Genomic DNA, 12,920 nt, shown 5'->3' on the forward strand with positions numbered 1-12,920 from the left:
GACAGAACGGGGCACAAACCACGGGTGATTGCGCCCGGAACGGCTCAGTGCGGACTGGCAGTCGGACGAACCACGATCTCACTCACGTCAACATCATCGGGCTGTTCGATGGCATAGGCGAGCGCTCGCGCAATGGCGTCTGCATTCAGCGCCACACGGCGGAAGGCTTTCATTTCCTCGCGGGCCACATCATCCGAAATCGTATCCGCCAATTCGGACTCGACGACGCCCGGGCACACCACGGTGACGCGGATCTTGTCCGTTTCCTGACGCAGACCATCCGAGATAGCCCTGACCGCGAATTTGGTCGCGCAGTACACCGCGGCGGTAGGAGAAACCGCGAGCCCACCGATCGACGAGATATTGATGACCTGACCGAACCCCTGCGCCTGCATGTCCGGCAGGACGGCGGCAATACCATGCAGTACGCCACGCACGTTGACATCGAGCATCTGGTTCCACTCGTTGACCTTCAACGAGGCCAGCGGCGACAACGGCATCACGCCCGCGTTGTTGATGATCACATCGACCTTGCCATATTGCGTCTTGGCGAACGCCACGAAGGCGTGCATCGATTGCAGATCCGTAACGTCCAGTGCGCAGGCACTTGCCGAGCCACCTTCGGCCTGGATCTCGCTGACCAGTTTGTCCAGACGCTCGGTACGGCGGGCACCGAGGACCACATGCGCGCCTTTGGCAGCGATCAACCTGGCCGCTGCTTCGCCAATACCACTGCTTGCACCGGTAATCAGGACGACTTTGTTTTGAATGTTCGACATATCCGTAGCTCCTGCTGTCTGCATTGAAGTTCAGCTCCGACCGCTGAAGACGCGTTCGTTGCTGCGGGGTACGTCGAAAAGATTAAGGGCACGGGCCTCGTCGGCGCGTGCCGAAACCTGCGCAACTTTTGCCTATTCGTGTTTGTGTGCATCGCCTGCAAATTTGTGATGAAGCGCCGCTCACGCCCCACGGAACTCGCTGGGCGTTACGCCCACTTCACGACGAAAGACCTGCGAGAAATGACTGGGGCTCGAGTAGCCGACCTCCAGCCCGACGTCGATGATGCTAAGGCGGGTTTCCAGTAGCAGGTGCCGCGCACGAACCATACGCATGCGAATGAAGTACTGCGATGGCGAAAGCCCCGTCGCACGTTTGAACAGGCGGCTGAAGTGGTACTCGCTCAGCTCGGCAAGGCTGGCCAGTGTTGCCAGGCTGAACTCAGCGCTCAGATTTGCGCGCATGGCGTCCGTGACTTTGCGCAATTTGTAGGCTTGCAGGGCGTTGACCCGACGCCCGGGCTGGCTTTCAGCAAGATAGCTGCGCACCAGATGCACGGCCAGCGCCTGCGCCAGAGAGCGGGCGAAAAGCGCGCTGGGCGAGCGTTCCAGAAGCAATTCAGTGCGCAACTGCTCCATGACAAACGCGACGCGCCCGTCCCGTGCCCCTGAAACATCGCGTAAACGCACAGGCCCGGCGTGCTGGCCCGACAGCTCTCGAGACGCTTGCTCGATCAGCGGCAGCCCCAGATAAAGATGCATGACTTCGAAGGTATCGCCTCCGTGTGTCTGCCAGCGCATTTCATATGGCTCATCGGAACTGGTGAGGAAAAAATCGCCGGCACTGACCTCGGCAGCTTCCCACTCGCCCCCCAATGCGCGCTCCTCTACCGTCGCCGCCCCGGCCAGAACCAGAACGAGCAGCGGTTCCACCACTGCAGGCACGAGAATGGGCTCAGTAACGCTTCGATGGGTAAACAGCTGAATCACCACGTCTGTGATTTCCGGGCGCGAGGGTAACGCCTGGGGTTCGCCTGGCAGGAACTCACCCATCGACTCGCCGTTGATGCGCAAGTCTCGAGAGGTTGTCGACAACGCGTCTTGGGAGGTACGCCCGGTATTTGCCATGAACTCGTCCTTTTCAGATTCGGCTGTGCGAAGCCAGACAGGTCTCGGATGCTTGCCCGCACGCCGCGTCACGGAAACCGGCTCGATGATATCGGGCTTTTCCCGTGGGTTGAATCGAGCGCCGAACCTCCCTCACTGACATTCAGCGCAAAACCCCGACAGCATGGGCAATCTCACGAAAGCCGACTTTGCCTCGCTGCGAGACAGTAGGCCCGTCGCCGATGAAAGCGCCTCGCCGGCGCCAACACGGCTTGTCCCTACTCGATCAAAAACGCTGGAGAACATCATGACCGACTTCAAGAACAGCACCCCAAACGAAGTGGCCGGTAAAGTCGCGCTGGTCACTGGCGCGGCCAGTGGCATCGGCAAGGCCATCGCACTGCTGCTGCATGCTCGCGGCGCCCAGGTCATTGCTGAAGATATAAACCCTGAGGTGGAAGCACTGGCCCGCCCCGGCCTGGTCCCCCTGGTGGCCGACATCACTCAGGACGGGGCAGCCGAACGCGCAGTCGCCCTGGCCGTCGAGCAATTCGGACGGCTGGACATTCTGGTCAACAACGCCGGCATCATCATCAACAAACTGGTGATCGACATGACCCGCGAAGACTGGGAACGCATTCAGGCGGTCAACGCCACGGCGGCCTTTTTGCATAGCCGGGAGGCGGTCAAAGCGATGATGCCCAACAAATCCGGATCGATCGTCAACATCGCGTCCTACGCCTCCTATTTCGCCTTCCCCACCATTGCCGCCTACACCGCCTCCAAAGGCGCGCTGGCTCAACTTACGCGCACCCTGGCGCTTGAGGTCATTGGCCACGGCATCCGCGTCAATGCTGTCGGTGTCGGCGATGTGGTGACCAACATCCTCAACAATGTGGTCGACGATGGCCCTGCCTTTCTCGCCCAACATGGCGAAGCGGCGCCGATCGGCCGCGCCGCCCAACCGGAAGAAATCGCCGAAGTGGTCGCGTTCATCGCCTCGGATCGGGCCAGCTTCATGGTCGGTTCGGTGGTCATGGCCGACGGCGGCATGACTGTCACGGCCGGCTGAGCCGCAGCACAAACGCGCCGCACGACATGCCCGACAAGCCCGACAAGCCCGAGAGGATCAGGCAAATCTGCGGCAGTTTCGTCCTAACACCGCTGCGCTCGGCTACGTAATCTGAAAGCACGCAACGGATGCAGACACAGGCCACGGCAGGCCGCTCAGATGAACAACGTCAATGAGGACTGAACAATGAAAAACGCAAAACGGCTTTCCCTTTCACTGGTGATCGGCGCGATGGTGGCCTGCGCGATCAACCTTTCCTCGACCAGCCTGTACCTGGCCTCTGACGGTGCTGATCGAACCCCCGGCATGCGCGTTACTGAAGGTGGCAGTGATCGCACTCCGGGTTTTCGCGTTGCCGAAAACGGCTCTGATCGCACGGCTTTGGGCCGTATCGGCTCAGTCTGAACATCCGAGGGGAAAAGTGATGAAAGATGCCAAAAAAACCACTCAGGACCATCGTTACGCAGGCATGTGGGTCACCGCGGATGGATTCATCCGTCATGAGCTTCTGACGACTGGTCGTTACGACGAGGCCCGTGGTAAAAACAAGAGCGCCTATCAGGGCCGCTACGAACTGGTCGGTGATTACATCCAGTACTGGGACGACACCGGCTTCACCGCTGATGGCCACTTTCATGACGACGTGCTGTATCACGCCGGAATGATCCTCTATCGGCAATGAGTACTTTGTTGATGTCGGGTGAATATCGTCTGCCTGAAAAGCTTCAGGCAGACGCTCATGAACACTTGTGAGAGCCTTGAAATGGAACAGAGCGATGCTTTCATCCTTCAAAACACAGCCGTCTACCGTGACGAACTGGTTCGCCTGCTGACGCAACGCTTTACCACACCCGGGATCTATGAGACCGCCATAGCTCCCCTGCATATCATCCGTTTCGATGCACCTTCGGAGCTGATCCATACCGTGCACAAACCGGCACTTTGCCTGATCGTGCAAGGGCAAAAGGAAATCGGCCTGAGTGACGACCACTACCTGTACGACCCCCTCAGCTACCTGGTGGTTTCGGTCACCCTTCCGGTGTCCGGTCGCGTGCTGATGGCCAGCCCGGAGGCGCCCTACCTGTGTATCCGGTTTGATTTCGAGTCCACGGAAATCGCTCAGGTCATCGCCGACGCTCCGCCGGCAGGCGTCCCGGACGAGCCGGAGCTTGGCCTTTTTCTTGAGCAAGTCGATGTACCCCTGCTGGAAACCATGCTTCGACTGGTCCGGCTGCTGGAAACACCAAAAGACATCGGCATGCTGGCACCGCTCGCCCTTCGCGAGTTGTATTACCGCCTCCTGCGAGGCGTGCACGGCCGTCGTCTGTACGAGCTTGCCCTCGGCGACTCGCAAACAAGGCGAGTAACGCGGGCAATCGATTGGTTGAACAACCACTACACCCAACCCTTGCGCATCGAAGAACTCGCCCGGGTCGCCAACTTTGGCAACTCCACATTGCATCATCGTTTCAAGGCGGTGACAGCCATGAGTCCGCTGCAGTATCAGAAACAACTGCGCCTGCAGGAAGCCCGCCGGCTGTTGCTCGGCGAAGGGCTGGATGTGGCGAGCGCCTGTTATCGAGTGGGTTACGAAAGCCCGTCGCAATTCAGTCGGGAATACAGTCGCCAGTTCGGGTGCCCGCCCTCCAGAGATGCCAGCCGGGTTCGGAATCCTGCGTGATGGCCTGGCCGGAGCCCGTTCAGGGCAGCAGCGCGCCGGGGAAAGATCCAATACGAAGGTTATTGAAGGAGCCATCGGAGGTTGTTTAAGGGCTTTGGCCTTTGCTGTTTAAAGACACTCAGCGTTACTTCCTCAAGGCTACAACGCCTTGCGTCATTACCTACGACTACGCCAGAATCCGCCGGCTTGTGCGTCTGGGACGCGGGTTTTATCGTTTCCGGGTCACTGAAAAACAGTGATGGGGTTTGGTAGCCCGCTTCGTTCTAGACTCATGGCGTCACCGTGTGCAGCCCTTTCTCTGGGCTCAGATTTCATGGTGGTCATGCGTGGGGCTCATTCGTGGGCGCCGGGTTCTAGTGCGACCGGTCTACCAACCCGCGTATGGCCGCCACCCAACGTTTGGTAGCGAAGGGTGATGGTTCCTTTTGGTAATCGCGCTAGAGGATTCATCCATGTTCAAACCAACACCCAACCCACCAGAAACCGATCCGGTTTCGCCCTACAAATTCCCCGACTCCCGAACCCTCAACGAAGCCGCCGAACGCGCCCTCGATCACTACCTCACTCCGCAGCAACGAGTCATGGGCAGCCACCACAAACACGACCCCATGTACCTGGCCAACCCGGCCTACGACACCGAATCCCTGCTGGCCAACGCCAGCGAATCACTGGGTTCCGCGAGCGAAATGCTTAACAACTTTGCTGCGACGCTAGAGCCTGCCCATCGCAAGACTGCGATCGGGATTGCGCAGCTGGTGATGTTGAGCGAGTTGGCGGTGAATCAGGCGTTGGATCATGTTGAGGTGAAGAGCTAAACGCTGTCCTTTGCGAGCAGATCTAACGCGACGACAGAGGGATTGAGCGTTGACCGAAGCTGCCATGGGGAATGGCAGCGTTCGGCCAAAAGTACCCGGTCACTTGAGACTGTTCCCCCCCATTGAGGAAATCATGTATCGATCCTAGGGAGACGGTGTCGGCAGCTTAGGCTTTTTCATTGTGCTGCCGGAGATTTGAAATTAATTTTCTTTAGGTGCCAAAGCGTTAGGCACGGTTGATGTAAATCAGCCAGCTTGTCGCAGAAAAGGAAATTATATTTCGCGATTTCTCTACTAATTGATCGCTTTAAACATCTTGCTTATCTAGGAATGAAGAAAGTTGCCCGCTATGTGCCAGCTCGTCGGCACGTTTATACTCTTCAAAATTTTGAGCCGGCATCACGGTGTAGCGCAAGTCAGGATTGCCTCGTATAGAACCCCTCTGTAGGGCCCCATTCTGAGGAGATTGCTTATCAAGTTTTATGAAAATAAACATACCACCCACAAGGAGTCGATAGCCATTAACAAGTTCTTGCCGATCTGGCGACGGCAGCCGATAGGCGAATACTCCATCGTCTGCATCATGAGTTTTAAGGCGGAAAAGGATAGCGTCGACGCTTGATGGTATCGGCTTGTTATGAAAAACAATATCTTCTAGGACTTGTTTGTAGGGCCCGAGAGCTACCCTCCCATTCTTTTCGGATGCAACACTATATTTCCAAAGAACCCCAGCCGCAAATCGAAGAATGTCGTCACCCGCCACCCCCTTCAAAGTGCACTCGCGATAACTTTCACCTTTGGCGTCTTGACGTATATTACGAAATGCTTTAATTGCAATATTTTCGAAACCCCCAAGCTTGTTATCACAACCTACACACAAAATCTCGCGCTCAAACACTCCGGACTGAGTGTAAACATAACTATTAGGGTTCATAGCTACAGCATGGGCTTTCCCCACTTGTACCTCTTGAGCCATGGATTTTGGTATAAGGTGAGACTTTATAGTTGGAGAAGTCCCGCAAATTAGGCAATTCATTAGAGCTCCAGTTTTTTTTTGGGGGGGGTATTGAGAATGTGGTTTTTTGAGTGCCTTAGGCTGTCTATGCATTAACTTGGGTGCTTATTTTATGACCTGACGCTTTCTCTCTGCATTCTCTCTAGCAATTCAGGCCTCCCTATATATCCGCGTTGACAGTCCGGAACTTGAAGGAATTTTGTGGTTTTATTACTAAAACTAAACTGCAAGAGATTAAGTTGACTGCCGAATTCATTTAGAAGTCTTCCAACTTGCCAGTGCTGCTCATTTAGGAAATCCGAGAGGTAATCCTTTGTAATTATATCAACCACAATTCCAGAGCGGCGATCCTCATTTCCCTGCCAAAACAGACGTGAGTGCTTCACTGACTCCAGTTTAACTTCATCATTGTCTGCCTGATAGCTAGCCTCATATAGCTCACCAGAAACAACAATCGTGGGCAGTGCTACGAAAACAGTAACTTCTTTGTCTGGATGCTCCGCTGGGTATATTTCATCGTACTGTCGAGCCAAACTAATACTGTTTGTTACAACACCTTGCACTGCTTGATAGAATAAGTCGCTTTTGCCTAGGGCCTGCCGCCCGGAAAATGAGAGTCCTCTACTGGAGAAAATAGGTAAATCAGCAATCGAATTGTCAGCTGCCATTGCCCAAGTGAGTGCCTCACCTGATTTTGATGATATTAAGTTGGCGATTTGAATGGAGGAGAGAACCGTGCTGCTATCTTTGAACAATACCCAAGGCTTATCACCGCTCCACTTGCATTCAACTACCCTACACAGCTTAAAATTTGAACTGTTTGTTACTCTGTTGTGCCCCGCTATTATGTCTAGCTCGCGCGCTTTCCCAGTTTTGTCAAGAACATGCGCACCTTGAATCACTTCAAAGTGGTTCTTTGAGAAAACTGCTGCTGTATAAAATTCTAATGGGTATCCTTCTTCCTGAAGCCACTCCATAACCTTTGACTTTAGCTTCTCTTGGCCGGCTGTCATAGTTTTTTCCATCCTCTATTTTAATCAAAAAATATTTTGTTGAGCGTCCGCTTCCGGCCATTATCTGCCACTTATAAAAAGCAAATAAATATTGCAAGTGAATAAAAATGGGACTGATTTATTTCTCGCAAATTAAATCAGCCCCCTTTTCTTTCAATCCTATTTGATCGCTGGAGGTAGGTTGTAGCGCCCATATTCCACACGCTGGATTTTTATCGAGATCATCACGAAAAGCATGAGGATACCGAGCCCTCCGGCAGTCGCCACAACCACGGAAAAAGCCCCCCAAATATGAGGAATGCTGCCGGTGCTCCTGAGCGCAGCGAAGACGAGACACAAAAGCGAAATCACGAATCCTAGAATCGCAATGGCCAAAGAGCACTCCCGTTCAAATTTGTCTTGAACTGGATCCCCCCCCACGAGTGTTCTCGGAATTTCCCTAATGCAAGCCGCCCAGATAGAAACACAGAAAAAAGAGAACGCCGGAAACTGCAGGGAAATCTCAAACTCGGGCTTCGAAAAATAGATAATAAAAAGCCAAATAAGCACCGGCATCAACGTCAGAAGCACCTCATACGTAGCCCAAACCGATGACCGAGTGACGATAACTCCCTTCGACAATGGCGACTTTCCACTCCCATTTCCTTCACTCAACGTCTATCTCCTGCCAACAAATGGATGATAAAAAGATCGCCCGCATATCGGCGCTAACCGCGATATCGGCCCCGGCTTGACGGGCAATCAATGATATCAAATGAGCATCACCCATGACAGAGATTGGAACAGGCCATCGGTTCATTAGTGTGCTGGGATGAGGGTGCAATTCAAATGCCCGACCTGCTCGACGCATATCGCGTGCCATTGCTAGGTGATCGCATGGATCATGACATACCAGGCGCGTAAAGCGGGGGGGGGGGGCGGCAGCAAAAACGGCAGCAAAAAGGGACAGAAAAAAAAGAATAAAAATGGGGTGATTTATTTCTCAGGAAATAAATCACCCCCTTTTGTAATTAATATTGCTTGCTCTTTGAGGCGTATCCTGCAAGGAAGAGACCGATCAAAAACATTCCGCCGAATGCTTCGAGAGACGAGTAAATTCGCAATGGAGTAACTTTTTGGTAGATATCTCCATAGCCCAATGTCACGAAAGTAACGATACTGAAGTACAACGAACTCCACATATCATTCACAGTGACGGATCCAGGAAAAAAATAATATAGAAGTGCAGAGACCGCTATAAGTGCGATGGAAGCGAATAGACTTCTAGCTGGCCTCTCACCGAACCCCCAAGCAATGAAGCTAGTAACGTATAGCAGAAGCCGAAAATAACTTTGCGTTAGGATTTTTGCTTTTTTCAGAGGGCTAGATTTAAACCATTTAGAACGATATGTAACTGATGGATGAAGCTGTGCAAGCAATAAACATTTTTGCTCTTCGTAGAAATACCTACCCGCATCTACGCTGTTTGCGGTGCTCGAGTAGAGCGATTTTATTTTTCCGAAAAATTTTGCTTTTGCCAAGTGACTCGCGCACCCATTTTCTCCTGCGTCAAACGCGACACTATCGAATGATGAATATTCCAGAATGCATTCAAAGTCAACTCCTGACACTGAACTCATATTCAGTTTGCTGCGAACCAAGTGCAAATGTGGGTCTGAATCTTTGAAATGAAAGTCCTGGAAGATTCCATCAGTTAACAGCATTTCCTTTCTGTAACCGACATTGCCATGCATCCAGCAAGATGTTTTATTAAAACTCCAGAAAGCCGAGCCGCCATAAAAAGTCAAACCAATTGCACTTGAATACCAAACATATGTGTGTTGATTACTGTGACAATCAACCATTTGGAGCCCGTCCAAGCAACAAAAGTCAAGATGACGTCCTGATATTATCGCTTGATTTAATTTAATGTTTCCTAACTGTAACAATGGCAACTCATAAAAATATGGAATACCACCCCGCCAGCTTGAAATCCGAAACTCTCTTTCCGCAGCACTATATTTTTCCTCTCCGTAGTGCCTTCTAAGCCAGTAGAAATATGGCGAATATTTTCTCTCAGAAAGAATCCACCCGGCTTTTCGTATTGAGGGTAGTTGCTCTAGAGACTCATCGAATAAATAAAGATCGCCGCCCTCATACTCACACAAGATGAGCGGTTCATCCGTACCTAAGAAGCGAGCAAATCCGTTATCAAAAATTATTTCAGCGTTAAGACCCTCATTTGAAAGCCAAGTGTCAAAATGGGGAAGCTTCTCACGAAACACTTTAAATAGTCGTGGGTAATCATTATGTTTGCGCCAAGAGTTAAACTGTTCAGGCTCCATTTTCCAAAAAATCTCGGCACTCATACATGTCTTCTATTCGATTGCAGCAAAAAAATGAGCCGAAAAGGAGACTATTTCATTTCTCAGAAAATAAATCAGTCCTCTTTTCTCAGAAGTGTGGCCAAATCTACACTTTGCTTTCGGAGAGCTCTTTGAGAGATGTCTCGACCTTGGTAGATATCTCGCTGATATCCGGCCCCTTGACATTGAGCGCATCTATTTGAGCCTTCAAGCTCTCGATATCAGTGATCAACTTTTTTATATCCACATCAGCTTGGAGCTCATGAGCTTTTTCTTTTAAAAACGCAGAGAGATGATCATCCTCTAACTTTCTCTTAAGCTTAATCCAGCCCAATACACTACCAGCTGCGAATATGGCAGCAGCAACGGGCAATGCTGCAGCTATGCCTGAAGAAGCGAGAGCTGCGGCGCCACCTGCAACGAGAGATAAAGAAAGAAGATTTTTCCCCTCCGTTCCTTCGTCAGAGGCCCTTACAGTGTAGTCCGCTGCTTTCTCGTGAAGTGTCGAAATAAGGTCAGTAATTGTGTCGCGCGCGTCGATCATTAATTATCCTCCTTACCAGAAGACTTGGAGTAAGCCGACAGTATGCCAGTCAGACCAAGTCCTGCTGCTAGTGCTTGGCTTATGGTTGTTGGGCCCGTTAATGGAAGAACTATAATCGCTCCAATCATAGAGGAAAAAACCATATCGCCAAATATTGTTTTTGGCTTTCCGCTACTTCCCACATCAATATTAAGGGCCGCAAACAAGGAGAAAGGTTGCCTGTTATTGAGACGATTCATCACATACAGAACAAAAGCACCGCTAAATGCGAAGAAGTGCAACTTCGCATATCCTCCAACGGCCACCAATGCAAGCAGCCACTGCGGTAGACTTTCTCCGGCCAATCTAATTCTCCTAATCCAAAGCAGTCGAGGCAATGATCCCCATTCGCCGAGCATTCATCTGCTCTGTCACTCTTTTCCTATCCTAACTGAACCCGCCTACTGAGTCAGCAGCCACAACCTAATCAGCCCAAATCTGCGTCATCTCTTGCCGCTCCGTCAGATGCTGGGTGTAGCTACAAAGGGCATCATTGGTTACACATCTAGGATGTAGCGGACCGTATCCTTGCTCCGTATCCGCCACTCGCTAATGGTCTGTGCAGTTCAAATACGATCCTGCGGGGCTCCGCTCGCCGCTCCAAGCGACTTTCAGAAGGTTTCCACCGGCAGTCTAGGGTCGTTCTTGCCTTTTTTGAGTGACCGTTTTCGGCCGTTAGCGGCCACTTGCGAACGTCCGTTTTTGGCCGAACTCAGCCACTCATTAGCGACCGCCACCAGCCAAAAGCAGTGCTTCGGGGTTCAAGTCGAACCTACTTCGAAAGCCCGCTTGCGCCGTCGTCGACCTCACGCAAAATTCTCATCAGCTCCGGCCGCGTCCACTTCTCCCAAGGAAACACATCCCGGTCATCGTCGCTGTGCCAATACTCGCCTGCATCAAATGCCTGGTAAATAGAAAATGCCGGCTGGGGCATTTCCGCGTACATGGACAAGTCGACGATATCGCTGATGACAATATTCATCACCTCATCACAGTAATGAAAATCGCGCGTGCCCGTGATAAACAGTCTTGCTACTGAGATCGCCAATTGATTCAACAGATCGCGACTGTCAATCTGCAGATGCTCACACATCACACTTAATTCCGGGTTTGAGGCCTTCTCAAGGACCGCAAGTACGTAATCAAGGTTGTCGTCACTCAGACCTTTGTTCATGGGGTGAAAGTGCTCGGTTTTGCCATGGACTCAGGGCAGGTTTGTCAGAAAACCATACTGCCAGATGTGCTGTCGAACTTCTGCTATGGCTCGAAACCAGCCACTCCCACCCAAACCACCAACGGAGAGCCCCCATGAAAACTGCCCTAATCTCCGACACCCACAACCTCCTCCGCCCCGAAGCCCTCGCCGCGCTCCAGGGTTGTGACCAGATCATCCACGCCGGCGACATCGGCAACCCGGACATCCTCGCCCAACTGGTCAAAATCGCCCCGGTCCACGCCGTGCGCGGCAACAACGACCTCAACAGCCCATGGGCCGAGAACCTCCCCGACCTCCTGACCTTCACCCTCAACGGTTGGCCAACCCTCCTCGTTCACGACATCGCCGATGTCCCCGCTGATCTCGATCCGGGCATCAAGCTCATCATCACCGGTCACTCCCACAAGCCCCGCATCGAATGGCGCGGCGACCGTCTCTACGTGAACCCCGGCAGCGCCGGTCCTCGGCGTTTCAAGTTGCCGGTGACGCTGGCGATCCTCGAGATACAACCCGACCGCATCGAACCGCGCCTGATTTCCCTGCTGGATCCACCCGCCTGAAACCGCTACCGTTCCCCATCCAGTACCGGGAACCCACGCACCATGTCCATCGCCGACAACCTCCTCGCCTTCACCCTCGCCGCCACCCTGTTGACCCTGACACCCGGTCTCGACACCGCGCTGGTGCTGCGCACCGCCACCGTCGAGGGCAAGCAGCAGGCGTTGCGTGCGGCGTTGGGGATCAATGCCGGTTGTCTGTTGTGGGGCGCGGCGGTGGCGTTTGGGTTGGGGGCGTTGATTGCGGTGTCGGAGCTGGCCTACAACCTGTTGAAGTATTGCGGCGCGGCGTATCTGGCGTGGCTGGGGTTGAACATGCTGCTGCGCCCTCGCCGTTCGCTGGCACCGGCCGAGGCCGATGGCAAACCGGGGGCGAACTGGTTTTTCAAGGGCATGCTGGGGAATGTGCTGAATCCGAAGATCGGGATTTTCTACGTGTCGTTTCTGCCGCAGTTCATTCCGCAAGGTCAGCCGCTGGTGCCGTGGACATTCGGGCTGGTGAGCATTCATGTGGTGCTCGGGCTGATCTGGTCGCTGGTGTTGATTGGCGCGACGCAGCCGCTGTCCGGGTTTCTGCGCCGGGAGAAAGTGATTCGCTGGATGGATCGCACCACCGGGATGATTTTCGTGTTGTTTGCTGCGCGGTTGGCGTTCAGTAAGCGTTGAAGCGCCTGCGCTGAACAAATCTTCGGTCGAGAGCTGCCACCGGCATCAAACTCCAAGCTTGCCCAATACATATG

The 12,920-nt window shown here is 53.1% G+C and carries 16 protein-coding genes; 7 read left to right on the top strand and 9 right to left on the bottom strand.

The features are described 5' to 3' along the window. Positions 1 to 44: 44 nt before the first annotated feature. Both L6D74_RS27310 and L6D74_RS27315 read right to left on the bottom strand, forming a co-directional pair. On the bottom strand, positions 45 to 779 hold the full coding sequence (locus L6D74_RS27310) for an SDR family oxidoreductase (RefSeq protein ID WP_236191196.1): 735 nt from the start codon (positions 777 to 779) through the stop codon (positions 45 to 47). A 180-nt stretch (positions 780 to 959) separates the two neighbouring features. Beyond that, positions 960 to 1,904 carry a helix-turn-helix domain-containing protein gene (locus L6D74_RS27315; RefSeq protein ID WP_236191198.1) on the bottom strand — a complete coding sequence of 315 codons (945 nt, stop codon included), beginning with the start codon at positions 1,902 to 1,904 and terminating at the stop codon, positions 960 to 962. 286 nt (positions 1,905 to 2,190) lie between these two features. Between L6D74_RS27315 and L6D74_RS27320 the strand changes: the two genes are divergently transcribed. The 5 genes from L6D74_RS27320 to L6D74_RS27340 all read left to right on the top strand — a co-directional run bounded on the left by L6D74_RS27320 (position 2,191) and on the right by L6D74_RS27340 (position 5,451). Then, positions 2,191 to 2,955: an SDR family NAD(P)-dependent oxidoreductase gene (locus tag L6D74_RS27320; protein ID WP_011333890.1), complete on the top strand. Its 765-nt coding sequence runs from the start codon at positions 2,191 to 2,193 to the stop codon at positions 2,953 to 2,955. Between the two features lie 186 nt (positions 2,956 to 3,141). Beyond that, positions 3,142 to 3,360, top strand: coding sequence for a hypothetical protein (locus tag L6D74_RS27325; protein WP_236191200.1), 219 nt, complete (start codon positions 3,142 to 3,144; stop codon positions 3,358 to 3,360). A 19-nt stretch (positions 3,361 to 3,379) separates the two neighbouring features. Beyond that, positions 3,380 to 3,637, top strand: a complete 258-nt coding sequence (locus tag L6D74_RS27330) for an Atu4866 domain-containing protein (protein WP_039773158.1) — start codon at positions 3,380 to 3,382, stop codon at positions 3,635 to 3,637. 81 nt (positions 3,638 to 3,718) lie between these two features. Beyond that, positions 3,719 to 4,636 (top strand): AraC family transcriptional regulator, encoded by a 918-nt coding sequence (locus L6D74_RS27335; protein WP_236191201.1) that lies wholly within the window; start codon positions 3,719 to 3,721, stop codon positions 4,634 to 4,636. A 452-nt stretch (positions 4,637 to 5,088) separates the two neighbouring features. Further along, on the top strand, positions 5,089 to 5,451 hold the full coding sequence (locus L6D74_RS27340; RefSeq protein WP_039773154.1) for a DUF6124 family protein: 363 nt from the start codon (positions 5,089 to 5,091) through the stop codon (positions 5,449 to 5,451). Positions 5,452 to 5,758: 307 nt separating this feature from the next. On the opposite strand, the gene L6D74_RS27345 is transcribed toward L6D74_RS27340, so the two are convergent. From L6D74_RS27345 to L6D74_RS27375, 7 genes are all read right to left on the bottom strand, one after another. Then, positions 5,759 to 6,487: a hypothetical protein gene (locus L6D74_RS27345; protein WP_236191202.1), complete on the bottom strand. Its 729-nt coding sequence runs from the start codon at positions 6,485 to 6,487 to the stop codon at positions 5,759 to 5,761. Between the two features lie 89 nt (positions 6,488 to 6,576). Next, positions 6,577 to 7,479 (bottom strand): hypothetical protein, encoded by a 903-nt coding sequence (locus tag L6D74_RS27350; protein WP_236191203.1) that lies wholly within the window; start codon positions 7,477 to 7,479, stop codon positions 6,577 to 6,579. A 159-nt stretch (positions 7,480 to 7,638) separates the two neighbouring features. Beyond that, positions 7,639 to 8,133, bottom strand: coding sequence for a hypothetical protein (locus tag L6D74_RS27355; RefSeq protein WP_236191204.1), 495 nt, complete (start codon positions 8,131 to 8,133; stop codon positions 7,639 to 7,641). Between the two features lie 356 nt (positions 8,134 to 8,489). Beyond that, positions 8,490 to 9,827, bottom strand: a complete 1,338-nt coding sequence (locus tag L6D74_RS27360; protein ID WP_236191205.1) for a potassium channel family protein — start codon at positions 9,825 to 9,827, stop codon at positions 8,490 to 8,492. A 103-nt stretch (positions 9,828 to 9,930) separates the two neighbouring features. Next, complete coding sequence (locus L6D74_RS27365) at positions 9,931 to 10,368, bottom strand: hypothetical protein (RefSeq protein ID WP_236191206.1); 438 nt, start codon at positions 10,366 to 10,368, stop codon at positions 9,931 to 9,933. Beyond that, entirely contained in the window at positions 10,368 to 10,766 is a 399-nt protein-coding gene (locus L6D74_RS27370; protein ID WP_236191208.1) for a hypothetical protein, read from the bottom strand. Before L6D74_RS27370 ends, L6D74_RS27365 begins: the two co-directional genes overlap by 1 nt. A 413-nt stretch (positions 10,767 to 11,179) precedes the next feature. Then, positions 11,180 to 11,581, bottom strand: coding sequence for a hypothetical protein (locus L6D74_RS27375; RefSeq protein ID WP_236191210.1), 402 nt, complete (start codon positions 11,579 to 11,581; stop codon positions 11,180 to 11,182). A 134-nt stretch (positions 11,582 to 11,715) separates the two neighbouring features. On the opposite strand from L6D74_RS27375, the gene L6D74_RS27380 reads away from it, so the two are divergent. Further along, entirely contained in the window at positions 11,716 to 12,183 is a 468-nt protein-coding gene (locus tag L6D74_RS27380; protein ID WP_236191212.1) for a metallophosphoesterase family protein, read from the top strand. 42 nt (positions 12,184 to 12,225) lie between these two features. After that, complete coding sequence (locus L6D74_RS27385; protein ID WP_064595875.1) at positions 12,226 to 12,846, top strand: LysE family translocator; 621 nt, start codon at positions 12,226 to 12,228, stop codon at positions 12,844 to 12,846. The last annotated feature ends 74 nt before the right edge of the window (positions 12,847 to 12,920 follow it).

It is taken from the genome of Pseudomonas pharyngis, assembly GCF_021602345.1.
In the GTDB taxonomy this organism is placed as follows: domain Bacteria; phylum Pseudomonadota; class Gammaproteobacteria; order Pseudomonadales; family Pseudomonadaceae; genus Aquipseudomonas; species Aquipseudomonas pharyngis.

Coding starts and splice junctions, on each gene's coding strand:
- L6D74_RS27320 (WP_011333890.1), top strand. CDS start 2,191: ATGACCGACTTCAAGAACAGCACCCCAAACGAAGTGGCCGGTAAAGTC.
- L6D74_RS27365 (WP_236191206.1), bottom strand. CDS start 10,368: ATGATCGACGCGCGCGACACAATTACTGACCTTATTTCGACACTTCAC.
- L6D74_RS27325 (WP_236191200.1), top strand. CDS start 3,142: ATGAAAAACGCAAAACGGCTTTCCCTTTCACTGGTGATCGGCGCGATG.
- L6D74_RS27375 (WP_236191210.1), bottom strand. CDS start 11,581: ATGAACAAAGGTCTGAGTGACGACAACCTTGATTACGTACTTGCGGTC.
- L6D74_RS27330 (WP_039773158.1), top strand. CDS start 3,380: ATGAAAGATGCCAAAAAAACCACTCAGGACCATCGTTACGCAGGCATG.
- L6D74_RS27370 (WP_236191208.1), bottom strand. CDS start 10,766: ATGCTCGGCGAATGGGGATCATTGCCTCGACTGCTTTGGATTAGGAGA.
- L6D74_RS27360 (WP_236191205.1), bottom strand. CDS start 9,827: ATGAGTGCCGAGATTTTTTGGAAAATGGAGCCTGAACAGTTTAACTCT.
- L6D74_RS27385 (WP_064595875.1), top strand. CDS start 12,226: ATGTCCATCGCCGACAACCTCCTCGCCTTCACCCTCGCCGCCACCCTG.
- L6D74_RS27345 (WP_236191202.1), bottom strand. CDS start 6,487: ATGAATTGCCTAATTTGCGGGACTTCTCCAACTATAAAGTCTCACCTT.
- L6D74_RS27380 (WP_236191212.1), top strand. CDS start 11,716: ATGAAAACTGCCCTAATCTCCGACACCCACAACCTCCTCCGCCCCGAA.
- L6D74_RS27340 (WP_039773154.1), top strand. CDS start 5,089: ATGTTCAAACCAACACCCAACCCACCAGAAACCGATCCGGTTTCGCCC.
- L6D74_RS27335 (WP_236191201.1), top strand. CDS start 3,719: ATGGAACAGAGCGATGCTTTCATCCTTCAAAACACAGCCGTCTACCGT.
- L6D74_RS27310 (WP_236191196.1), bottom strand. CDS start 779: ATGTCGAACATTCAAAACAAAGTCGTCCTGATTACCGGTGCAAGCAGT.
- L6D74_RS27315 (WP_236191198.1), bottom strand. CDS start 1,904: ATGGCAAATACCGGGCGTACCTCCCAAGACGCGTTGTCGACAACCTCT.
- L6D74_RS27350 (WP_236191203.1), bottom strand. CDS start 7,479: ATGACAGCCGGCCAAGAGAAGCTAAAGTCAAAGGTTATGGAGTGGCTT.